Source organism: Cyanobium sp. BA5m-21, from assembly GCF_024346235.1.
GTDB classification, from domain to species: domain Bacteria; phylum Cyanobacteriota; class Cyanobacteriia; order PCC-6307; family Cyanobiaceae; genus Cyanobium_A; species Cyanobium_A usitatum.
Genome location: NZ_JAGQCO010000008.1, coordinates 33,325 through 53,361, shown reverse-complemented (window position 1 = coordinate 53,361; position 20,037 = coordinate 33,325). Strand labels below are relative to the sequence as shown.

Sequence of the window (20,037 nt, the reverse complement as noted above, 5' to 3'; positions counted from 1 at the left end):
GCAGCATCCACAGGGGCAACTCCAAATTGAAATGGAACGGGACTGACGGGATTCGAACCCGCAACTTCCGCCGTGACAGGGCGGTGCTCTAACCGGTTGAACTACAGTCCCAGGCAGCTTTTTAGGCTAACTGTGTCGCGGAGGCGACTTTGAAAGTATCCGTGATGGCCGGTCCGCTCGTCAACCAATTGGTTTAGGGCAGACCGGCATTGCGGATAGGCATTTAAAGCCGCATGAATCTCAGGGCCTAAACCCTGCTGGCTCAATCAAACGAACCTGATTGCCTCGGGCTGTGAATTCACGACCTTGGTCGCTCTGCACAACCACCCTGCCACCGGATTTCACCCGGATCACCCGAGCTCGAACCCAGCCCAGAGCGGCTGATTCGAGCACCTTGACCACATCCCCGGGTTGTAAATCCAACTCCATGCTCAAACCAGCAAACTGCAAATTGGGGCATCGAACGCGCCGTGGAGGACTTGAACCCCCGACATCAGGTTTTGGAGACCTGCGTTCTACCAACTGAACTAACGGCGCATGGCCGATGCCCCGTAAATAGGAGACCGCAGCTAATCAGCCAGCTGTCTAGAGGAATCTCAAGACGGCAGGCTGACGTTGCGTTGGCAACCTCAGCGGTCGAAGCGTTGCTTGACGCGCGTGGCTTTACCCACCCGGTCGCGCAAGTAGAAGAGCTTCGCCCGACGCACCTTACCCCGGCGCTCCACATTGACGGAGGCAACTTGAGGACTGTGAAGCATGAAGACCCGCTCCACGCCAATGCCCTGGAAGATCCGGCGCACAGTGATCGTTTCGTTGAGGCCGCCATGGCGCTTAGCGATCACCACGCCCTCATAGGGCTGCACGCGCTCCTTATTGCCTTCGCGGATGCGCACACCCACCTTGACCGTGTCGCCGACGTAAATGTCGGGCAGCTCGTCTTTAAGTTGCTCAGCCTCAAAGGCCCGGATCAGCTCTTGGGCGCTGAGTTTGCCGGCTTTGGCCTTCGTGGCGGCGGGTTTTTCTTGCACCGCGGTAGCCGCAGGAGCTGCCGTGCTCGCGGTGGCGTCTACCACCTGATCAGCCGCTTGATTTTCTGTCGACTCCGTTGCCATCTCAGCTCCGCTACGCCTGGCCAAAGATCAAGTGTACCGGCTCGTGGTGCCCCGTTTGCTATTCCGGCTTTGCCACAGCGGTCCACTCCCATTGGTAGCTTTCAGTTCTGCCCTACATCGCTGCCGGATAGCTGCCGGTGGGTCATTGCATGAATTTGTTTGCCGACCTACTGGCCAGCACCAAGGGCGCGCCGGTTGCCTCCCCCACCGTTGAAACCGGTCCACGCATCCAGAAGGGACGGCGCGGCGTTGAAATCAAGTCGGCCCGCGAGATCGACACCATGCGCAAGGCCAGCCGGATTGTGGCCACGGTGCTGCGCGAAATTCTGGAGCTGGCGGCTCCCGGCATGAGCACCGGCGACCTCGATCGCCATGCCGAGAAGCGCATCCGCGAGATGGGTGCTACTCCCAGTTTCAAGGGGTATCACGGTTTCCCGGCCAGCATTTGCGCCTCAATCAACAACGAAGTAGTCCACGGCATCCCGAACAGCAAACGGGTTATTCAGGCCGGCGACCTGGTGAAGATCGACACCGGTGCCTACTTCGACGGCTATCACGGCGACAGCTGCGTCAGCCTTTGTGTAGGTGAAGGCGCCACCGAGGAGGCCCAGACCCTCTGCCGGGTGGCCCAGGAATCGCTGATGCAAGGGCTGCGCCAGATAAAGGCGGGCAACACCTTGCTCGACATCGCTGGAGCGGTCCAAGACCACGTCGAGGCCCACGGTTTTGCGGTGGTGGAGGACTACACGGGCCATGGAGTGGGCCGCAATCTGCACGAGGAGCCCTCGGTGTTCAACTTCCGCACCCGAGATCTGCCCAACATGAAGCTGCGCCCGGGCATGACCCTGGCGGTGGAGCCGATCCTCAACGCCGGCAGCAAGGCCTGCCGCACCCTCAAGGATCGCTGGACCGTGGTGACCGTTGATGGCAGCTGGTCGGCCCAGTGGGAGCACACCATCGCCGTAACCAGTGACGGTTGCGAAATCCTCACCGACCGCGATTTCTAGGGCTGGCCGGGGCTTGGCCGCGTCAGCAGCTTGAAGTAGCCCCAACGCGCCAGGGTGCTTAGCGGCATCAACACATAGGTGAGGGGGTTTGGGGTCACGATGATCAAACTGAGCCCTAATCGGGCCTGGGCAATTACCTGATTGGCCACGAATCCCGGCCCCATTACCCCGATTGGGTTGAGGCTTGAGCGGAATGGCCCCAGCACCAGCCTGCGGATGCGCAGGGGCCCGCTGGCACCAGAGAGATCCAGGGCACGCAGGCTCACCAAACTGCCTAGCAGCCGTTTGCTCAATTCATAGAGAGGGCTGAGGGCTGGCTGGATCTCCGCCTCCGAGGTGTTGATCCACACCTCGGGCTTGGGCCGCTCTGGGCGGTGGCTTTGTTGCACCACCTCGGCAAACAGCTCCAGCAGCCGCCAGCTGCTAAGGGCATTCACCTCCAGGGCAAGCGCCGTGGCAGAGCGGCTGCGGCGCTGTTGCTGGTTGATGCCGTGGTTCAGCACCAGGATGTCTACCCGCTCCAGTAGCCCACGTAGCTCCTGCTCCTGGCCGCATTGCCAGCAGACCTGCTCTAGGGGAATCGCTGTGCCAGCAGGATCCAGCAGGAGCAGGGGTTCGCTTCTGCTGGTGAGGGCTACCAGCGAGGCGCCCTGCTGGGCTAGCTCCTGGAGCAGGGCCCGACCCAGGCTGCCGCTCGCACCAGTAACCGCGATCCGGCATCCATCAAAATTGGTCATCTGCCTGGCATAAACGGCGGCCGACGCGTCAGCATGGCTGGAAATAGTTGACGTATACGCCGCCTTGATGCCCACTGGCATGTTCCCTGAGACTGTTGCACCCTTAGTGCCCCTATTTGCTCCTTACTGCGGGGGGCTAGGGCGGCTGATGCCTTTAGAGAGTGCTTTGGCGATCCTGTTGGCGGGCGATTGGGCCGGTAAGCGCCTGCTGCAGGGGGGGCGTAGCCACATGCTGCGGCTTAGCTGGAGTGGTGAGACGGCACCCCAGGAAATTCTCCACTGCGATTTGACTTTTCCTGATTTACCAGAGGTGAAGTACAGCTTTGACCTGCCCTGCCACCAGTTGGTGCAGTGGTTGATGGATCGGGAGGGGGAGCAGTTGCCGGCGAGTTTCTGGCAGTGGCTGTTGCTGGGTCAGCAGCCCCTTGCTACCGAAGCAGTGGGCAGCGCCGCCTAAATTTCGCTTCAAGACACCCCCAAGCGAGGTTGACCGATGGCCCCCACCTTGCTGATCGGCTCCTGCGAATCCTTCAGTGGCAAATCGGCGGTGGTGCTTGGCATGGCCCGCCAGCTGGCTCGTCAAGGGGTACCGGTGCGTTTTGGCAAGCCCCTAGCCACCAGCCTCGATAGCCCGGTGGATGCTGCCAGCCAGGTGCCTTTGCTGGATGCCGATGTGCGTTTCATCGGCGCCACCCTGGGGCTTCCGGAAGCCAACCTGATTCCCTCCCTGCATGTGCTCGATCCGGCCACGGCAGAGCGGCGGCTGCTGCAGGGTGACTTGGATCCCGGCTCGGGTTTTGAGCAGCTGCGTGAGCAGCTGGCCGCCGCCAGCGACGGGCTAACCCTGCTGGAAGCTGCCGGCAGCCTGCATGAGGGATTGCTTTACGGCCTCAGCCTGGCCCAGCTGGCCCGGGGCTTGGAGGCATCGGTGTTGCTGGTGCATCCCTGGATCGATAGCTGCAGCATCGACCCGCTCCTGGCGGCTCAGGCCGAGTTGGGTGAGCATCTGGCGGGGGTGGTGCTCAATGCAGTCAAGCCGGGGCTTGTGGCCCAGCTGTGCGCCGAAGTGGTACCTGCCCTGGAGCGCCTTGGTTTGCCGGTGCTTGGCGTCATGCCCCAGAGCCCCCTGCTGCGCAGTGTCACGGTGGAGGAGCTGGCCCTGCGTCTCGGTGCCCAGGTGCTGTGCTGCCCGGAACGGCTCGATCTCCTGGTGGAAACCCTCTCGATTGGCGCCATGAACGTCAACTCGGCAATGGAGTTTTTCCGGCGCCGCCGCAACATGGCGGTGGTGACGGGCGCTGATCGCACCGATATTCAGCTGGCAGCCCTGGAGGCCTCAACCCAGTGCCTGATTCTCACGGGCGCTGGAGACCCGCTGCCCCAGCTGCTCAACCGGGCCGAGGAGCTCGAAGTGCCCCTGCTCAAGGTGGAGCACGACACCCTCACTACGGTGGAAGTGATTGAGCAGGCCTTTGGTCATGTGCGTCTGCACGAAGTGGTGAAGGCAAGCTTTGCCTTCCGGCTGGTGGAAGAGCATTGCAATTTCGAGCGCCTGTTTGCTCGGTTGCAGTTGCCCGCGTTAATGAAATAACGCTGCTAGTTTCAAAGGACTGGCAGGTGGCTACTGGTGTCGCGGTCCCTTGATCTTCCGTCGATTGATCGTATCGACACCCTGGCCCAGGAACTGGCGATGCTCCAGGACCGCAGCAAGCGTCGGATTGCAATTTTGGGCAGTCGCCATGTGCCCGTGGTTTCGATCCATCTGGTCGAATTAGTGGCCCGCTCCCTGGCCCAGGAGGGTCACAATCTGATCACCTCTGGATCCCAGGGCGTTAATGCGGCGGTGATTCGCAGCGTGCTGGAGATTGATCCGGCCAGGCTCACCGTGCTTTTGCCCCAGAGTCTTGATCGCCAACCTGGAGAGTCTCGCGATCAATTGGAGCGAGTGCTGCATCTGGTGGAGAAGCCAGAGCACGATGAGCTGCCCCTGCCGATGGCAAGCAGCCTCTGCAACCAAGACATCATCAGTCGTTGCGATCAGCTGATTTGTTACGCCTTCCACGACAGTGAGACCTTGCTAGCCAGCTGCCGGGTCGCGGAGGACATGGGCAAGGTGGTGAGCGTGATGTTCTTCGATTAAATCTGTGGCTTAGGAGCCCAGCAGCGCTTTTAGGCCTTCTACGTAGAGCAAGCCGCTGCAGGTGAGAGCGCCAGCCCAGCAGAGGCCTCGCAGCGGTGGCACGTTGCCTACGTACATGCCGATGTAGGCCAGGCGCAGCAGGGGATGGATCCAGGCCGCGGCGATTGCTACCGGGCTGCTCACACCCGCCACCAGGCACAGCAGGGAAGCGGGCGCGTGCAGGGTGAAGGCCTCAAAGCAGTTTTGGTGGGCCCAGGCCGCCCGCTTGCCCCAGGCCGGCAGCCGCTCAAACATCGCCCGCGGGGCGCCCAGGTCGGCCATTTGGAAATTGGCCTGGGAGCGGGCGGCGCCCAGGGGCACAGTGCTGAATACCACCACACCAGCTGCCAGCAGCAACGACCAGGCGAAAGGGGCGAGGGTGGAGGTCATGAACTGCAGGCGCAATCAGTGCTTGGTCAGGCTGACAGGCCGCCCCTACGATCCGTGAACGCCTCCGACCTCCAAACTGCGCCCCATGGCCGACACCTATTCCTTCGATGTGGTGAGCGATTTCGATCGCCAGGAGCTCGTCAACACAATCGATCAGGTGCGCCGCGACGTGGGCACCCGCTACGACCTCAAGGATTCCAATACCGAAATCGAGGTGGAGGAGGCGAGCCTCACCATCACCACCGCCAGCGACATGACCCTTCAGGCCGTGGAGGACGTGTTGCGCCAGAAGGCAACCAAGCGCAACCTCTCGCTGAAGATTTTTGACTTCCAGAGCCCCGAGCCCGTGGGGGGCAACCGGGTGAAGCAGGTGGTGAAACTGCGCAAAGGTTTGAGCTCTGAGCTGGCCAAGCAGCTGAGCAAAACCGTGCGCGACGAGCTCAAGAAGGTGACCGTTTCGATCCAGGGCGAAAGCCTGCGGATCACCGGCAAAAACAAGGACGACCTGCAGCAGGCGATCAACCTGCTCAAGGCCCAGGACGTGGAAGTGCCTTTGCAGTTTGAGAACTACCGCTGAGCCGGTGCAGCCGGCTTGTTCCGCCCCTGGTTGGCGGTTCTGGGTTGATCGGGGTGGCACCTTCACAGACGTGGTGGGCTGCAGCCAAGCTGGCGAGCTGCTGGTGCGCAAGGTGCTGTCGGTGCAGCCGGAGTGCCCGGGGGACCCGGCCGTGCGTGCCATAGCTGCGCTGCTGAGCATGGAGCCCGGCGTTATGGCCGGCAGCCCCCTGCCGCTGGGATTGGTGCGGGAGGTGAGGCTCGGCACCACCGTTGCCACCAACGCATTGCTGGAGCAGCGCGGCGCCGGGGTGGTGCTGCTGATCAACCGCGGCTTTGCCGACCTGCTCAGCATCGGCGACCTGCACCGCCCCGACCTCTTTGCCCTGGCCATTCAGCGGCCCAGCCCCCTGCGGGTGCGGGTTCTGGAGGTGGAGGGGCGCCTGGACGCGGAGGGATTCGAGCTTGAGGCGCTGCAGTGGGGAGAGGATTTGCAGCAGCTGCTGCGGCAAGCCCAGGCCGACGGCTACAGCAGTTGCGCGGTGGCCCTGCTGCACAGCACCCGCAATCCCAGTCAGGAGCTGCAGCTGGAGCAGTGGCTCGCACCCCTGGGCTTCGAGGCCGTGGTGCTCTCCCATCGGCTCAGTGGCCAGCCAAGGCTCGTGCCCCGCGGCCAGACCGCCCTGGTGGAGGCGGCGGTGGCGCCGGTGCTGGGCCGCTACCTGCGCCAGGTGCAGCTGGCCTTGGGGCCAGCAACTCGGCTGCGGGTGATGCGATCCAGTGGGGCTCTGGCAGCGCCTGAACTGCTGCTGGCCAAAGACACGATCCTCTCGGGGCCGGCCGGAGGCATGGTGGGCGCCGTGGCAGTGGGCAGGAGGGCCCTTGCTGCCGCTGGGCTGCCGTCGCGGCCGATCGTTGGTTTCGACATGGGTGGCACCTCCACCGATGTGTTCCATTTCGATGACCGCTGCGTGTCAAACGCTGGTGGTGATCTGGCCTGGGAGCGCAGCCCTGCCACCGAGATCGCTGGGCTGGAATTGCAAGCTCCGATGTTGCCGATTCACACCGTGGCTGCTGGCGGCGGCTCGGTGCTGCGCTTTGACGGCAGGCGGCTGCAGGTTGGGCCTGTTTCTGCAGGAGCTGATCCAGGTCCGGCGGCTTACCGCCGCGGCGGACCGCTAACCATCACCGATGCCAACGTGTTGCTCGGCCGCCTGCCGCTTGCCGCCCTGCCGGCTGTGTTTGGCCCCAAGGGCGACCAACCCGCTGATGGGGAAGCGGTGCGGCGAGGGTTTGCGGAGCTGGCGCTTGAGATGGCCGCGGTGGCCCCTGGGATCAGCCCGGAGCGGCTGGCGGCAGGTGCCCTGCAGATCGCCATTGAAACGATGGCGGAAGCCCTGCGCCGCATCTCGATCCAACGCGGCCACGACCTGCGCGAGGCCCTGTTGGTGAGCTACGGCGGGGCTGGCGGTCAGCATGCCTGCCGCCTGGCTGAGGTGCTGGCTGTGACGCGGGTGTTGCTCCACCCCTTGGCGGGGGTGCTTTCCGCCTATGGCCTCGGCATGGCCGAGCAGAGGTTGCTGCTGGAATGCTCGCCGCGGTTGCCACTGGGCCCCGCAAGCCTGCCCCTGCTGCGTCAGCGCTCCGCCGAGCTGGAGCAGCAGGGGTTCGCCGACCTGCGCCGGCTGGGGGATTTGGCCGAGGGCGCCACAGGCCGGATTGGGGTGCAGCTGGAGCTGCGGGCCGCCGGCAGTGAGCGGGGGCTGGAGGTGGCGTGGTTGCCCAACGAGCAAGGAGTTGAAGACCTGCAGCGAGCTTTTAGCGCCGCCCATCTGCAGCGCTTCGGCTATCGCCCGGTGGGCGAAGACTGGATCGTGGAGCGGCTGCTGGTGGAGCTGGCTCCCCCGGCGGTGGTTCCAGAACAGGCAGTGCTTCCAGAACAGGCAGTGGCTGAAGCCCCGCTTGCCCCAACCACTCCCCTGTGGCTGGGCGAGGCGGCTGGCTGGCGGCCGGTGCCGCTGTGGCAGCGCTCCCAGCTGCAGCCCCAGCAGAGGCTCGCGGGGCCAGCCCTGGTTGTCGATGCGACCACCACCACCGTGCTGGAGCCTGGCTGGCGTGCCCTGGTGCTGGCCGATGGAGCCCTGCTGTTGGAGCGGGACGGCGCGGCAATTGGCCAGACTGGTGATAAGAGTGTTGAACATGTGGAGCAGGGGCCCGATCCCACCCTGCTTGAGCTCTACAACCACCGCTTTGCAGCCATCGCCGAGCAGATGGGTGGGCGGCTGCAGCAGAGCGCCCGCTCGGTGAACATCCGTGAGCGGCTCGATTTCTCCTGCGCCCTCTTCGATTCTGCGGGTCAGCTGGTAGCCAATGCCCCCCATATCCCGGTGCACCTCGGTTCTATGGGCGACAGCGTGGTCAGCCTGCTTGCCGCCATCGCCCGGGGCGAGCGCCAACCATTGGCTTCTGGCGATGTGGTGTTGTCAAACAATCCCTACAACGGCGGCACCCACCTACCAGACATCACTGCCATTACGCCGGTTTTTGTCCCTGGTTTGGGCGACTCCCAGGCTGGGGCCCCTTTGTTTTTTGTGGCCTGCCGCGGCCACCACGCCGATGTGGGCGGCATCACCCCGGGCTCGATGCCGGCCTTCAGTCGCAGCATCGATGATGAGGGCCTACTACTCGACAACGTGCCCTTTTTGAGTAGTGGCAACTTTGATGAGTCGGTGTGGCGGCAGCGACTAGCTGCAGGTAGCCATCCAGTACGCAACCCCGACCAGTTGCTTGCCGATCTGCAAGCCCAGGCGGCGGCTAATCGGCTGGGTGTTCAGGAGCTGGGGCGCTTGATTGAGCGCCACGGCCTCGACGAGGTGCGGGCCTACATGGCCCATGGGCAAGCCCACGGTGCCGAGGCGGTGGCTCGGGCGCTTGCGCACCTCAGCGACGGGTCTGCCCGGGTGGAGCTCGACCACGGCGCATTCATCCAGGTAGCTGTTCGCATCGACGCTGAGGCTCGCCGGGTTCAGGTTGATTTCAGCGGAACCTCGCCCCAGCACAGCGGCAATCTCAACGCCCCTTTAGCCGTAACCAAGGCTGTGGTGCTCTACGTGTTTCGCTGCCTGGTGGGCGAACAGATCCCCCTCAATGCCGGCTGCTTCGAGCCGATCGAGCTGATTGTGCCGCCCGGCTCCCTGCTGCATCCCAATCCGCCGGCGGCGGTGGTTGCCGGCAATGTGGAAATCTCCCAAGCGGCAGCCAACGCTCTGTTTGCGGCGCTGGGGGTGCAAGCCGCCGCCCAGGGCACGATGAACAACCTCAGCTTTGGTAATGGCCAATGCCAGTACTACGAAACGATCGGTGGGGGCAGCGGTGCTGGCATCCGCCCCGGTGGTGCGGGCTTTGACGGGGCGGCCGCTGTGCAGAGCCACATGACCAACTCCCGTATCACCGACCCGGAAATTTTGGAAACGCGCTTTCCGGTGCGGCTGGAGCGCTTTGGGATCCGGGCCGGATCGGGCGGGGATGGGCGGTTTCGGGGAGGCGCTGGGGCGGTGCGGCAGTTGCGTTTTTTGGCCCCGATGACCGTTGCCCTGATCTCTGGTGCGCGGCGGGTGGCTCCCGCGGGGTTGGCCGGCGGGCTGCCGGGCGCCTGCGGCCGCAACACCTGGATCGGGGTTGATGGCTCGAGCCGGCAGCTCGACGGCTGCTGCGAGCTGGAGCTCCAGCCCGGTGAAGCCCTGCGCATTGAGACCCCCGGAGGTGGGGGCTACGGCGCCCCCAGTAGGCCATGAGCGCTTTTGCCATCAAATGGTTTGTCGCTGGTGACGACGGTGTTTGGTTCACCAGCCCAAAAACCGAGGCGATAGTGGAGGCGATTGGCAACTAAGTTGTTAAGGCTGGCTAGGTGGGGCCGTGAGCAGGTTGATGGCGGAAAACGCCATGCCAATGCCAAACAACATGCCGATCGCCCAGATGCTGTCTGAGGGCCATTCGGCAATCAGCATGCCGCCGAGTACGGCGGTGACGATGCCGTCAATCAGCACCAAGCCACGAGCCGCTCCCTGGCCGGTGGCCGCGGCGGCTAGCTCCATCACGCCCTCGAAAGCAAGCAGGAAGCCGACAAACAACGTCAAGCTCACCTCACTGGCAACTGGGAATGCCAGCACCCAGACGCCGCCGCCCAAATAAAGCAGGCCGGAGAACAGGCGGAAGATTTTTCCTTTGATATCGGCTTCGCCAGTGAGACGAAGTATTTGGGATACCCCGGCAATCACTGATACGGCCCCAACGGCGATGGTGAGCAAGGTGGCCGAGACAAATGGCAGCACCACCGACAGCCCGGCCGCAGCAAACAGCAGGGCTGCGGTGACCCAGCGCAGGGCGGGAGAAGCAGGAACTGTCACCGGTATAAAAGCAATTAGCTTTCAACTTTAATCGCCGCGCCATAAGGTCCCGCTGTCAGGAAATGCTCACGGCTGTTTAGCAACTCATCACAGCTTTCGGCGTTGCTGGTTGGCTCTCTCCAGCGTGGAGATCAATCGTGTTTGGTATGGGCGCCATGCTTGAGCTGCTACCGCCGCTCAACGACCACAACCTCCCTTGGATGGACGCTATCCCGTCCGATCGTTTTGAACTTTCTGATCGCCATGGGGTTGATTACTTTTGTATTTGATCTCATTGCAGATGCAACCCGCAGATTGCGGCTTTTTGAGGTTAGCTTTTGGAAGCTCCTATTTGCCACAGATGCCATCTTTGTGGCGAGCATGTTTCGCATCTCGCGGCAGTTTCATCAACCAGGACTGGCTATTGTGAGTGTCTTGCTGATCAGTCGTTACACCCTGCAGTCTGAACAGCAGAAGGTCAGGTAGTGGTTGTCGGCTGTACCAGTCCCACCTCCACATTCAGGTGCTGATTCGGACGACCGGTGATCAGCATCGAGGCCCGCTGACGGGTGGCGATCGCCCACAACCATTTGGTGAGCAGGGTCAACCGATTTTCATTGGCGGGCATGAACATCAAGTGGGCCAGGCCCCAGAGGATCCAGCCCGGCAGGCCACTCACCTTGAGGCCGCGGAGGTCGGCGACGGCATGGAGTGGACCGACCACCGCCATGGTGCCGAAATCGTTGAACTGGAAGGCTTTGTGGGCTCGGCCTTGAATTTTTGCCACTATGTCGGCCGCCACCCAGCCGCCCATTTGCACGGCTGGCCCTGCCATGCCGGCCAGGGGTTTGCCATCGCTGGTGTGGCTATAGGAGCAGAGGTCGCCGATGACGCGGATCTCTGGATGGCCTGGAATCGAGAAGTCGGGCTCCACCACCACCCGTCCGCCCCGGTCGACGGTGCAACCGCTGGCATCGGCCAGCACCTGGCCTAGAGGGGAGGCCTTCACGCCGGCGGTCCAGCAGATGGTGGCGGCTTCCAGGGTGCGGGCACCTTCGCTGGTGTTAACAACCACTTTCTCCGCTTCGATTGTCTGAACCCGCCCACCTAGCAGTAGCTCTACCCCTGCGGACTGCAGATAGCTGCCGGCGGCGGCCGAGAGGCTCGGATCCATCGCCCGCAGCACTCGATCGCCCGGGTCCACCAAGGTGACCTTGCACAGGCGGGGATCGAGCTGCTTGAAGTCGCGGCCGAGGGCATGGGCCATCAGCTCCATCAGGGAGCCGGAGAGTTCGCAACCCGAAGGTCCGCCACCCACGACGACGACCGATTGCAGAAAGGCCCGCCGCGCCGGATCGGGGGTCTGTTCGGCCTCCTCAAGGGCCAGCAGCACCCGCCGGCGGATCTCATCGGCGTGCTCGAGAATCTTCATCGGTGGCGCTGCTTCGCACCATTCGTCGTGGCCGAAGTAACTGCTACCGGAGCCGGCCGCCAGGATCAGGTGGTCGTAGGCCAGCTGCCGGTCGTTGAACACGATCTGCTTCGCCTGGGTGTCGATCTCTTCCACTTCACCCAATAAGACCTGCACATTGGGTGCCTGCCCCACCAGCTGCCGCAGGGGTGAGGCCACATCCCCCTACGCAACCAGCCCTGTTGCTACCTGATAAAGGAGGGGTTGGAACAGGCTGAAGTTGCGTTTATCGATCAGGGTCACGCGCACCGGCTTGCCAATCAGGGCATGGCAGGCCTTGAGTCCGGCGAAGCCCCCGCCAACCACCACCACGTGGGGCAGGCTTTTGAGACTGCTATCTGGTGGATCGAGCTCAAGGAAGAAGCGTTCGCGGGCCATTGCTGCCTTGACACTCGCCTCAACGTATCGAGCTCGCCATGGTTTGGCCTGCTAGTAGTAGCTCTGGTTACTGAGTCAGTCATGTCTGTTGCGTCTATCCAGGCCTTTGTGGCCCGCGTTGCCGGTGATGCCTCCCTCCGCGACAAGCTGCATGCCGCTGCCGGCGTAGACGACATCGTGGCCATGGCGGCTGAGCATGGACATGCCATCGATAAGACAGTGTTGCTGCGCGAGCACGCCAAGGCCTTGGGCAGCGCCAAGGACCACGAGCTAGCGGCAATCAACAGCTGGGGCGATGCCCTAATGCATTGCTTTGGAGCTACCGAGAACGATTGAGCTGCAGCTGCTCAGTTCTCCCCCAGATAGGAAGCCTGGAGGCTGTTGTCGGCCAGGAGTTGTTCTGAGCTGCCGCCGGCGCTGATGCTGCCCGCCTCCAGCACTAGGCCACGATCGGCAATGGTCAGGGCGGCCTGGGCGTTTTGCTCTACAAGCAGAATCGTCAGCCCGTCTCGGTGCAGCTGGGACAGAGCGGCCATCACCTCGGCTACGAGCCGGGGCGCTAATCCCAGACTCGGCTCATCCAGCATCAACAGGGTGGGCCTGGCCATCAGGGAGCGGCTGATGGCGAGCATCTGCTGCTCTCCTCCGGAGAGGGAGCCGGCCAGCTGGCTGCGGCGCTCGGCCAGGCGGGGAAATAAGGCGTAGCAGCGCTCCAGATCTGTGGCGATAGCGGCTTTGTCCCGGCGCAACCAGGCGCCCAGGGCCAGGTTGTCGGCTACCGACTGGCGGCTGAGCACGCGCCGGCCCTCCGGGCAGTGGCTGATGCCCAACTTCACGGTGCGCTCGGTGCGCAGGCGATTGATCAAGCCGCCATGCCAGAGGATTTCGCCGCCGACGGGGTGAATCAGGCCGGAGATGGCCCGCAGGGTGGTGCTTTTACCGGCGCCATTGGCCCCTAGCAGGGTCACCAACTCGCCAGCTTGCACCCTCAGATTGATGCCATGCAGGGCCGTGATGCTGCCGTAGCGCACCACCAGGTTGCGCAGCTCGAGCAGGGGCGCTTGGGGGCCGTTCATGCGCCACCGCCCAGATAGGCCTCGATCACCGCCGGGTCGCGCCGCACCTGGTCGGGGCTGCCCAGGGCGATGCGTTGGCCGAAGTTGAGCACCACCAGCCGGTCGCACAGGCCCAACATCAAGGGCACATGGTGCTCAATGATCAGCACCGTCAGCTTGAACTGGTCCCGGATGCGCCGAATCAGCTCCCGCAGCTCATCTTTCTCTGAGGGGTTCATGCCAGCGGCCGGCTCATCGAGCAGCAGGAGCTGGGGACGGCTGGCCAGGGCCCGGGCCATCTCCAGCCGGCGCCGGTCTCCATAGGAGAGGCTGGCGGCGTCTTGGTGGGCAGTGGCTTCCAGTTGAAATAGGTCAAGCAGCGCTAGAGCCTGTTGCTGCAGCTGGGATTCGCGGCGGCGAAAGGACTGGGTTTGCAGCAGGGCTGCAAGGGGCGGCTGACGGGCGTGCTGATGCATTCCCACAAGCACATTTTCAAGGCAGCTCATGCTGCTGAATAGCCGCAGATTCTGGAAGGTGCGAGCGATGCCGAGGCGGGCAATGCGGTGGCTGCTGAGCCCATCAAGGCTTGCCCCTCGCCAGCGCACGGTGCCGCTGCTGGGGGCGGTGAGGCCAGAAATCACGTTGAAAAGGGTGGTCTTGCCGGCACCGTTGGGGCCGAGCAGGCCAAAAATCTCGCCCTGCTTCACCTCAAGATCGACACCCTGCAGGGCCCGCAGGCCACCAAAGCGCACCCCCACATCCTCAAGCTGGAGCAGGGTCATTGCTTTACCCCCTGCGCTGCTGCCGTGGGGATGCCTCGTATTCGCGGCTTGAACGACTTGAACAGCTCCGGGGTGATCACTCCCTGGGGAAAGAACAGGGGACCCACCAGAATCACGGCGCCAAACACGATTAGGCGCAGGTCGCCGACCGGGCGCAGCAGCTCTGGTAGGGCGGTGAGCAGCAGCCCGCCAAACACCGGCCCCAGCCAGGTGCGCGAGCCGCCGAACACCACAAACGCCAGGGTGGTGATGCTGGCGTCGAAGTTGCCCAGCTTGGCGTTCCAGGAGTTGAGGAAGTGGGCCGCAACCACGCCGGTGATTCCAGCCACCAGGGCACTCAGTACAAAAGCGAGCAGTTTGGTGTCGGCGGTGTTGATGCCCTGGCTGGCGGCGGCCAGTTCGTCGTCGCGGATGGCGGCCATGGCCCGGCCGGGCCGGGTCTTTTCGAGCCGGTCGCATAGCCAGCAGATCAGGGCCAACAGCGCCAGGGTGAAGGCGGCGTAGCCAGCGGCGCTATTGAAGGGCTGGGGGATGCCGAAGATGCCCAGGGCTCCGCCAGTGAATTCCAGGTTGAGGGTGACAACCCGCAGAATCTCGACCAGGGCGATCGTGGCGATGGCTAGGTAGATGCCCCGCAGCCGCAGCACCACCCTGCCCAGGCCCAGGGCCAGCACGCCTGTGAGCAGGGCCGCTAGCGCCATCTCCAGCAAAACTGAAGTGACTGGGTAGGTGCTGCCGCTGCCGGCTAGGGCGGGGACCCGCGTTGATAGCAGGGCTGCCACCGTGCCGCCGATGGCGAAGAAGCCCGGAGTGGCGAGGGAGAGCTGGCCGCAGCGCAGGGGCAGGTACACCGACAGGCCCAGTAGGGCCCCCAGCAGCATTTGTTCGAGCAGGCCGGCGTCCATGCTGATCAAACCTTGTTTGCCTGGGGTCGGCCCAGCAGACCCTGGGGCCTGATCAACAGCACCAGGAACAGGAAGCCAAAGGAGACCGCATCTTTGTAGCCCGATAGATCAGCGGGCACGCAGGCCTCGGCCAGGCCGATGATCAAGCCGCCAAGCACGGCCCCAGGCACGCTGCCGAGCCCGCCCAGCACCAGTACTCCCAGCCCCTTAAGCCCGTAGCCAATGCCGAAGTAAGGCCCGGCGATGCTGATGCTTAACCCCACCAGGCCGCCGGCCATGCCGGCCAGGAAGCCGCTGATGCCAAAGGCGATCTGGATCACGCGAGCGCTGTTGATGCCGAGCAGCTGGGCGGTGACCGGGTCTTCGGAAACGGCTTGCAGCGCCTTGCCGCTGCGGCTGCCGTTTATCCAGATCGAAAGGGCTGCCAGCAGCAGGCCGGAGATGGCCAGCAGCATCACCTGCACGGTGCGCACCTTGGCGCCGGCGATGCTCAGCGCCGCCGGCAGGGAGCCAAGGGTGCCCACAGGAATCGAATAGCTCTCGGCTCCCACCAGCAGCTGGATCAGGTTCACCAAAATCACACCGGCCCCAAGGCTGGTGATCAGGGCCAGCAGGGGATCCGAGCCTCGATCGCGCAGGGGGCGGAAGGCGATGCGCTCCACCACTAGGGCCACTGCGGCTGCGGCTATGCCCGCCAGTGGCAGAGCCAGCCAGAAGGGCAGGGCAAAGGGGAACTGCAGGCCGGCCAATAAACCATTAGCACCCACCGCGCCACCAATCAGCAGATAGGTGAAGTAGGCCCCCATGGTGAAGATCGCCCCGTGGGCGAAGTTAATCACCCCCAGTACTGAAAACACCAAGGTGTAGCCAAGGGCAAACAGGGCGTATACAGCTCCTACCGAAAGCCCGTTGAACAGCAGTTGCAGCAGGCCTTCCATGCCGCTTCCCTACGGCAGCAGGCTAAAGCGTCCGCTTTTGCCCCCAGCATTCATGCGCACCTGGGCGACAAAGAAGTTTTTCTGAATCACCTCGCCCTCGGGCGTGAAGCGGATTTCACCGAGGGGGGTTTGGTAGGTGCCGCCGAGGATTTCAGCCATCAAGGCCCGGCGGGCCTGGCTGACGCTGAGGCCCTTGAGCGGTTGGCTGCGATCGAGGCGAGCGAGCGCTTCGCCGATCACCTGCATGGCGGTGTAGGCCTGGGCGGTGAGCTGGGGTGGGATCGGGCTGACCTTGGGATTGCGGGCCTGGGCTGCAGCGAAGGCGGCAGTAAAGCGCTGGTTGGCGGGCGTGGCCAGCTCCGGGCTGTAGGCCTGGGCGATCAAGATGCCGTCGCAATACTTCTGGCAGATCGGGTAGATGTTTGGCGTGTTCATGCCATTGCCCACCACGATCGCGCCGCGGTAGCCGAGCTCCCGCAACTGGCGGATCAGGTTGCCGCCATCCATCGCCTGCAGCGACAGCACCACCAGATCAGGCTTCTGATTCAGGGCGGCGGTGATCTGGCTTTGGAAGTCTTGGTCGTTGAGCTGGGTGCGTTGCACCGTGACTGGCTTGAGTCCCTTGGCTGTGAGGGCCTGCTGGAAGATCACCGTCTCTGCGGTGCTGTATGCGTCGTCTTGGGCGTAAAAAACCGCTGCCCGGCGGATGCCCGGGTTGAGTTGCAGGGCCTTGGCAATCGAGAGCGGCGCGATCACCGAGCTTTGGGCTGATACCCGGCTAATGAAATAGCCGATCTCCGGAATGCCGGTAGCGGTATTAGAAGGAGCCACCAAGGGCACGCCCCGGCGCTGGGCGATCGGACCGGCAGAAAATGATTGCTGGGAGAGGGTGGGGCCAATCAGGGCAAGTATGCCCCGGTTGATCTGCAAGGAGACGGCAGCGTTGGCACTGGGCTCCGCGCTGCCCCCGTCTTCGATGCTTAGGGATAGCGGTTTGCCGTTAACGCCGCCGGCGCCATTGAGGGCTGCCAGGGAGAGCTCGATGCCGATTTTCTGGTCTTGGCCGTAGACGTTGGCATTGCCGGTGAGTGCCAATACGGCCCCAACGGGAACGCCCTTGCTCAGATTGACTGGACCCTGATCCTCTGAGCCCTGGCAGGCGCTGAGTGCTGCCGCAGCAGAGAGCAGGGCGGCCAGGCTGGAGGCAAGACGACGCTTCATGGGAGCCAGGGTCAAGCCACCGCTGCGAAGCATGCGCGGAAGGCCGCGATGGTGGCATCGATGTCTGCGTCGGAGTGGGCCAGGGAGGTGAAGCCCGCCTCGAAGGCGCTTGGGGCCAGGTAGACGCCGCGCTCGAGCATGGCGCGATGCAGTTTGCCGAAACGCACGGTGTCAGACGCCTTGGCATCCTCGAAGTTGCGCACCGGGCCATCGCAGAGGAAGAAACCAAACATGGCGCTGATCGAGCCGCCGCAGATTGGCAGACCGGCGCTGCGGGCAGCATCAAGGATACCGGCGACCAACCGCTTGGTGATTACCTCTAGGCGCTCGTAGGTGCCGGGCTGCTGCAGCAGCTGCAGGGTCTTGATGCCGGCGGTCATCGCCAGTGGATTGCCGCTGAGGGTGCCGGCTTGATACATGGGGCCGGCTGGGGCCACCATCGACATGATGTCGGCTCTGCCGCCGTAGGCCCCCACGGGCAGGCCGCCACCGATCACCTTGCCCATGGTGGTGAGGTCGGGGGTAATGCCGAATTTGGCCTGGGCGCCGCCGTAGCTGATGCGGAAGCCGGTCATCACCTCGTCAAATACCAGCAGGGCGCCGTTCTCCTTGGTGAGCTCGCGGATGCCCTCGAGGAAGCCAGGCTCGGGGGTGATGAAGCCCGCATTGCCCACCACAGGCTCAAGAATCAAGCCGGCGATTTCACCGGGGTTCTCGGCGAAGAGCTGCTTGACGGCTTCCAGATCGTTGTAGGGGGCGGTGAGGGTGCTGGCGGCGGTGCTGCGCGGCACGCCAGGGGAATCGGGCAAGCCCAGGGTGGCCACCCCGGAGCCGGCCTTCACCAAAAACATGTCGGCGTGGCCGTGATAGCAGCCCTCGAACTTGATGATCTTTTCGCGGCCGGTGAAGGCGCGCATCAGGCGCAGCACCGACATGCAGGCCTCGGTGCCGCTGTTGACGAAGCGCACCATCTCTACCGAAGGCACGGCTGCAATCACCATCTCGGCGAGGGTGTTTTCCAGGGCGCAGGGGGCGCCGAAGCTGGTTCCCTTGTCGAGGGCCTCATGCAGGGCTGCGATCACCTCGGGGTGGGCATGGCCGCAGATGGCCGGCCCCCAGCTGCCGATGTAATCGATGTAGCGATTGCCGTCCACGTCCCAGGCGTAGGCGCCCTTGACCCGGTCGAACACGATCGGCTGACCGCCGACCGACTTGAACGCCCGCACCGGGGAGCTGACGCCACCGGGCATCAAGCTCTGGGCAGCATTGAAGAGCTCCTGGGAGCGGCTGGTGTTGTGGGCAGAACCCGAGGCCGGAGCGGAGGTGGCAGCCGAGGTCAAAGCGGAACCCGCAGAGGGACAAAACCGTCAACCATCCTGACCCAAAACAGACCCCTGGTGCTTGCTCGGTAAATTGAGCCTCTTGCGATGGGTCATCTGGGCATCAATTGGCCAGAGATGGAGCGGCAGTTACGCCAGTTCCTGCCACTCCGCGCCGTGGTGTCGGCGCGCCAGGAATTGCTTTCCTACGACTGCGATGGCCTCACCCTCAGCCGGCACCAGCCGCCTCTAGTGGTGCTGCCTGAGACGACTGCCCAGGTGGCTGCCGCGGTGAAGCTCTGCCATCAAAAAGGAGTGCCGTTTGTGGCCCGGGGCAGCGGCACCGGCCTCTCCGGCGGCGCCGTGGCTGAGATCGAGGCCCTGGTGATCGCCACCAGCCGCATGCGCCAGGTGCTGGCCATAGACCTGGAAAACCAGCGCATCACGGTGCAGCCCGGTGTGATCAACAGCTGGGTGACGCGGGCGGTGGCCGGCGATGGCTTTTATTACGCCCCAGATCCCTCCAGCCAGGTGGCCTGCAGCATCGGCGGCAACGTGGCCGAAAATTCCGGTGGTGTGCACTGCCTCAAATACGGCGTGACCAGCAACCACGTGCTGGGTCTGGAGGTGGTGCTGCCAGATGGCAGCACCACCTGCCTGGGCAGCGAGCTCGACGAAACCCCTGAACTCGATTTACGGGGCGCCTTTATCGGCAGTGAGGGCACCTTGGGTATCGCTACGGCGATCACCCTGAGGCTGCTACGGGCGCCCCAGAGCGTGGCCGTGCTGCTAGCTGACTTCACCAGCATGGAAGCGGCCGGCGAGGCGGTGCGTCAGGTGACTGCCGCCGGCTTGCTGCCTGCTGGCATGGAAATGATGGATCGCCTCACGATCGAGGCGGTGAACGACTACTTCGGCGTTGATGAATACCCCCGCGATGCGGCGGCACTGCTGTTGATCGAGCTGGATGGTCAGGAGGGGGAGGTGGCAGCGGCGGTGCAGCTCGCCACCCAGCTCTGCTCCCAGGCGGGCGCCCGCACCGTGCGCCAGGCCACTGATGCCCAGGAGCGCGCCCTGCTGTGGAAAGGGCGCAAATCGGCCGTATCAGCCTTGGGTCGCCGCTTCCCCAGCTACTACCTCCAGGACGGCGTAGTGCCCCGCAGTGCCCTGCCCCGGGTGCTGGCGGCGATTGAGCAGCTCAGCGCCAGCTACGGCTTGCCGGTGGCCAATGTTTTTCATGCCGGTGACGGCAACCTGCACCCCTTGATCCTTTACTCGGCCCAGGAGCCCGGCATCGAGGAGCGGGTGAAGGCCCTGGGCGCAGACATTCTGCGGCTGTGTGTGGATGAGGGGGGCAGCATCAGCGGCGAGCACGGCGTGGGTAGCGATAAGCGCTGCTACCTCGACTGGATGTACGGCCCCGATGACCTGGCCACGATGCAGCTGGTGCGCCGGGCCTTCGATCCGCTGAATATTGCTAATCCCGGCAAGATCTTCCCCACCCCAAGTAGTTGCGGCGAATCGGCTCGCAGGGTGGCGGTGTTGCAGGCCCAGGGCCAGGCGCTGCCCGATGAAGCGGTGGTGTTCTGAACGGGCTCAGCTC

At 63.9% G+C, this 20,037-nt stretch carries 19 protein-coding genes, 2 tRNA genes and 2 pseudogenes; 9 read left to right on the top strand and 14 right to left on the bottom strand.

Features of this window, described 5'->3' with window-relative positions; all coding sequences use genetic code 11:
• Window positions 1–37 precede the first annotated feature (37 nt).
• The 4 genes from KBY72_RS04200 to rplS all read right to left on the bottom strand — a co-directional run bounded on the left by KBY72_RS04200 (window position 38) and on the right by rplS (window position 1,112).
• Window positions 38–111 (bottom strand) — tRNA-Asp (locus tag KBY72_RS04200).
• A 129-nt stretch (window positions 112–240) separates the two neighbouring features.
• Entirely contained in the window at window positions 241–429 is a 189-nt protein-coding gene (locus tag KBY72_RS04195; protein ID WP_006043540.1) for a hyperconserved protein Hcp, read from the bottom strand.
• A 35-nt stretch (window positions 430–464) separates the two neighbouring features.
• Window positions 465–537, bottom strand: a tRNA-Trp gene (locus KBY72_RS04190).
• A 92-nt stretch (window positions 538–629) separates the two neighbouring features.
• Entirely contained in the window at window positions 630–1,112 is a 483-nt protein-coding gene (gene rplS, locus KBY72_RS04185) for a 50S ribosomal protein L19 (RefSeq protein WP_254959669.1), read from the bottom strand.
• A 149-nt stretch (window positions 1,113–1,261) separates the two neighbouring features.
• On the opposite strand from rplS, the gene map reads away from it, so the two are divergent.
• Entirely contained in the window at window positions 1,262–2,119 is an 858-nt protein-coding gene (gene map, locus KBY72_RS04180; RefSeq protein ID WP_254959668.1) for a type I methionyl aminopeptidase, read from the top strand.
• On the opposite strand, the gene KBY72_RS04175 is transcribed toward map, so the two are convergent.
• The gene (locus KBY72_RS04175) at window positions 2,116–2,856 is read right to left on the bottom strand and encodes an NAD-dependent epimerase/dehydratase family protein (protein ID WP_254959667.1); all 741 of its coding nucleotides are present in this window, start codon (window positions 2,854–2,856) and stop codon (window positions 2,116–2,118) included. The genes map and KBY72_RS04175 overlap by 4 nt on opposite strands.
• A 67-nt stretch (window positions 2,857–2,923) precedes the next feature.
• Here KBY72_RS04175 and ebsA point away from each other — a divergent pair, with 67 nt between their 5' ends.
• The 3 genes from ebsA to KBY72_RS04160 are packed head-to-tail and all read left to right on the top strand — an operon-like array spanning window position 2,924 to window position 4,996.
• Window positions 2,924–3,313 (top strand): type IV pilus biogenesis protein EbsA, encoded by a 390-nt coding sequence (gene ebsA, locus KBY72_RS04170; RefSeq protein WP_254993133.1) that lies wholly within the window; start codon window positions 2,924–2,926, stop codon window positions 3,311–3,313.
• 36 nt (window positions 3,314–3,349) lie between these two features.
• Complete coding sequence (locus KBY72_RS04165) at window positions 3,350–4,447, top strand: phosphotransacetylase family protein (protein ID WP_254931241.1); 1,098 nt, start codon at window positions 3,350–3,352, stop codon at window positions 4,445–4,447.
• 36 nt (window positions 4,448–4,483) lie between these two features.
• Entirely contained in the window at window positions 4,484–4,996 is a 513-nt protein-coding gene (locus KBY72_RS04160) for a DNA-protecting protein DprA (protein ID WP_254931240.1), read from the top strand.
• 9 nt (window positions 4,997–5,005) lie between these two features.
• Here KBY72_RS04160 and KBY72_RS04155 read toward each other — a convergent pair whose 3' ends face one another.
• Window positions 5,006–5,425: an MAPEG family protein gene (locus tag KBY72_RS04155; protein WP_254931239.1), complete on the bottom strand. Its 420-nt coding sequence runs from the start codon at window positions 5,423–5,425 to the stop codon at window positions 5,006–5,008.
• Between the two features lie 85 nt (window positions 5,426–5,510).
• Between KBY72_RS04155 and KBY72_RS04150 the strand changes: the two genes are divergently transcribed.
• Window positions 5,511–6,002, top strand: coding sequence for a YajQ family cyclic di-GMP-binding protein (locus KBY72_RS04150; RefSeq protein WP_106502775.1), 492 nt, complete (start codon window positions 5,511–5,513; stop codon window positions 6,000–6,002).
• Window positions 6,003–6,006: 4 nt separating this feature from the next.
• On the top strand, window positions 6,007–9,774 hold the full coding sequence (locus KBY72_RS04145) for a hydantoinase B/oxoprolinase family protein (RefSeq protein ID WP_254993131.1): 3,768 nt from the start codon (window positions 6,007–6,009) through the stop codon (window positions 9,772–9,774).
• Window positions 9,775–9,873: 99 nt separating this feature from the next.
• On the opposite strand, the gene KBY72_RS04140 is transcribed toward KBY72_RS04145, so the two are convergent.
• Window positions 9,874–10,386, bottom strand: coding sequence for an HdeD family acid-resistance protein (locus KBY72_RS04140; RefSeq protein WP_254931237.1), 513 nt, complete (start codon window positions 10,384–10,386; stop codon window positions 9,874–9,876).
• Window positions 10,387–10,541: 155 nt separating this feature from the next.
• Here KBY72_RS04140 and KBY72_RS14505 point away from each other — a divergent pair.
• A pseudogene (locus KBY72_RS14505) lies at window positions 10,542–10,752 on the top strand (DUF2231 domain-containing protein); the annotation flags it as partial.
• 91 nt (window positions 10,753–10,843) lie between these two features.
• On the opposite strand, the pseudogene KBY72_RS04130 reads toward KBY72_RS14505, so the two are convergent.
• Window positions 10,844–12,214 (bottom strand): annotated as a pseudogene (locus KBY72_RS04130) (NAD(P)/FAD-dependent oxidoreductase).
• An 81-nt stretch (window positions 12,215–12,295) separates the two neighbouring features.
• Here KBY72_RS04130 and KBY72_RS04125 point away from each other — a divergent pair.
• Entirely contained in the window at window positions 12,296–12,550 is a 255-nt protein-coding gene (locus KBY72_RS04125; RefSeq protein WP_161956147.1) for a Nif11-like leader peptide family natural product precursor, read from the top strand.
• 11 nt (window positions 12,551–12,561) lie between these two features.
• Here the strand turns inward: KBY72_RS04125 and KBY72_RS04120 are convergent, their stop codons facing one another.
• Genes KBY72_RS04120 through hemL form a run of 6 tightly spaced genes read right to left on the bottom strand, consistent with a single transcriptional unit; the run spans window position 12,562 to window position 18,365 of the window.
• The gene (locus KBY72_RS04120) at window positions 12,562–13,290 is read right to left on the bottom strand and encodes an ABC transporter ATP-binding protein (protein WP_254959664.1); all 729 of its coding nucleotides are present in this window, start codon (window positions 13,288–13,290) and stop codon (window positions 12,562–12,564) included.
• On the bottom strand, window positions 13,287–14,051 hold the full coding sequence (locus tag KBY72_RS04115) for an ABC transporter ATP-binding protein (protein WP_254959663.1): 765 nt from the start codon (window positions 14,049–14,051) through the stop codon (window positions 13,287–13,289). The genes KBY72_RS04120 and KBY72_RS04115 overlap by 4 nt, the downstream gene beginning before the upstream one ends.
• A complete protein-coding gene (locus KBY72_RS04110; protein WP_254959662.1) occupies window positions 14,048–14,956 on the bottom strand; it encodes a branched-chain amino acid ABC transporter permease in 909 nt (302 codons plus the stop codon). Before KBY72_RS04110 ends, KBY72_RS04115 begins: the two co-directional genes overlap by 4 nt.
• Window positions 14,957–14,961: 5 nt before the next feature.
• Window positions 14,962–15,894: a branched-chain amino acid ABC transporter permease gene (locus tag KBY72_RS04105; RefSeq protein WP_254959661.1), complete on the bottom strand. Its 933-nt coding sequence runs from the start codon at window positions 15,892–15,894 to the stop codon at window positions 14,962–14,964.
• Between the two features lie 9 nt (window positions 15,895–15,903).
• Complete coding sequence (locus KBY72_RS04100) at window positions 15,904–17,130, bottom strand: ABC transporter substrate-binding protein (RefSeq protein WP_254993129.1); 1,227 nt, start codon at window positions 17,128–17,130, stop codon at window positions 15,904–15,906.
• Window positions 17,127–18,365 (bottom strand): glutamate-1-semialdehyde 2,1-aminomutase, encoded by a 1,239-nt coding sequence (hemL, locus tag KBY72_RS04095; protein ID WP_254959753.1) that lies wholly within the window; start codon window positions 18,363–18,365, stop codon window positions 17,127–17,129. The genes KBY72_RS04100 and hemL overlap by 4 nt, the downstream gene beginning before the upstream one ends.
• Before the next feature lie 177 nt (window positions 18,366–18,542).
• On the opposite strand from hemL, the gene KBY72_RS04090 reads away from it, so the two are divergent.
• The gene (locus KBY72_RS04090) at window positions 18,543–20,024 is read left to right on the top strand and encodes an FAD-linked oxidase C-terminal domain-containing protein (RefSeq protein WP_254959659.1); all 1,482 of its coding nucleotides are present in this window, start codon (window positions 18,543–18,545) and stop codon (window positions 20,022–20,024) included.
• Window positions 20,025–20,037: the final 13 nt, after the last annotated feature.

What these genes read in the sequence shown, in the direction of transcription:
- map (WP_254959668.1), top strand. Translation starts at nt 1,262, where the DNA reads ATGAATTTGTTTGCCGACCTACTGGCCAGCACCAAGGGCGCGCCGGTT.
- KBY72_RS04115 (WP_254959663.1), bottom strand. Translation starts at nt 14,051, where the DNA reads ATGACCCTGCTCCAGCTTGAGGATGTGGGGGTGCGCTTTGGTGGCCTG.
- ebsA (WP_254993133.1), top strand. Translation starts at nt 2,924, where the DNA reads ATGCCCACTGGCATGTTCCCTGAGACTGTTGCACCCTTAGTGCCCCTA.
- KBY72_RS04120 (WP_254959664.1), bottom strand. Translation starts at nt 13,290, where the DNA reads ATGAACGGCCCCCAAGCGCCCCTGCTCGAGCTGCGCAACCTGGTGGTG.
- KBY72_RS04110 (WP_254959662.1), bottom strand. Translation starts at nt 14,956, where the DNA reads ATGGACGCCGGCCTGCTCGAACAAATGCTGCTGGGGGCCCTACTGGGC.
- KBY72_RS04195 (WP_006043540.1), bottom strand. Translation starts at nt 429, where the DNA reads ATGGAGTTGGATTTACAACCCGGGGATGTGGTCAAGGTGCTCGAATCA.
- rplS (WP_254959669.1), bottom strand. Translation starts at nt 1,112, where the DNA reads ATGGCAACGGAGTCGACAGAAAATCAAGCGGCTGATCAGGTGGTAGAC.
- KBY72_RS04175 (WP_254959667.1), bottom strand. Translation starts at nt 2,856, where the DNA reads ATGACCAATTTTGATGGATGCCGGATCGCGGTTACTGGTGCGAGCGGC.
- hemL (WP_254959753.1), bottom strand. Translation starts at nt 18,365, where the DNA reads ATGCCCGGTGGCGTCAGCTCCCCGGTGCGGGCGTTCAAGTCGGTCGGC.
- KBY72_RS04155 (WP_254931239.1), bottom strand. Translation starts at nt 5,425, where the DNA reads ATGACCTCCACCCTCGCCCCTTTCGCCTGGTCGTTGCTGCTGGCAGCT.
- KBY72_RS04125 (WP_161956147.1), top strand. Translation starts at nt 12,296, where the DNA reads ATGTCTGTTGCGTCTATCCAGGCCTTTGTGGCCCGCGTTGCCGGTGAT.
- KBY72_RS04165 (WP_254931241.1), top strand. Translation starts at nt 3,350, where the DNA reads ATGGCCCCCACCTTGCTGATCGGCTCCTGCGAATCCTTCAGTGGCAAA.
- KBY72_RS04105 (WP_254959661.1), bottom strand. Translation starts at nt 15,894, where the DNA reads ATGGAAGGCCTGCTGCAACTGCTGTTCAACGGGCTTTCGGTAGGAGCT.
- KBY72_RS04150 (WP_106502775.1), top strand. Translation starts at nt 5,511, where the DNA reads ATGGCCGACACCTATTCCTTCGATGTGGTGAGCGATTTCGATCGCCAG.
- KBY72_RS04090 (WP_254959659.1), top strand. Translation starts at nt 18,543, where the DNA reads ATGGGTCATCTGGGCATCAATTGGCCAGAGATGGAGCGGCAGTTACGC.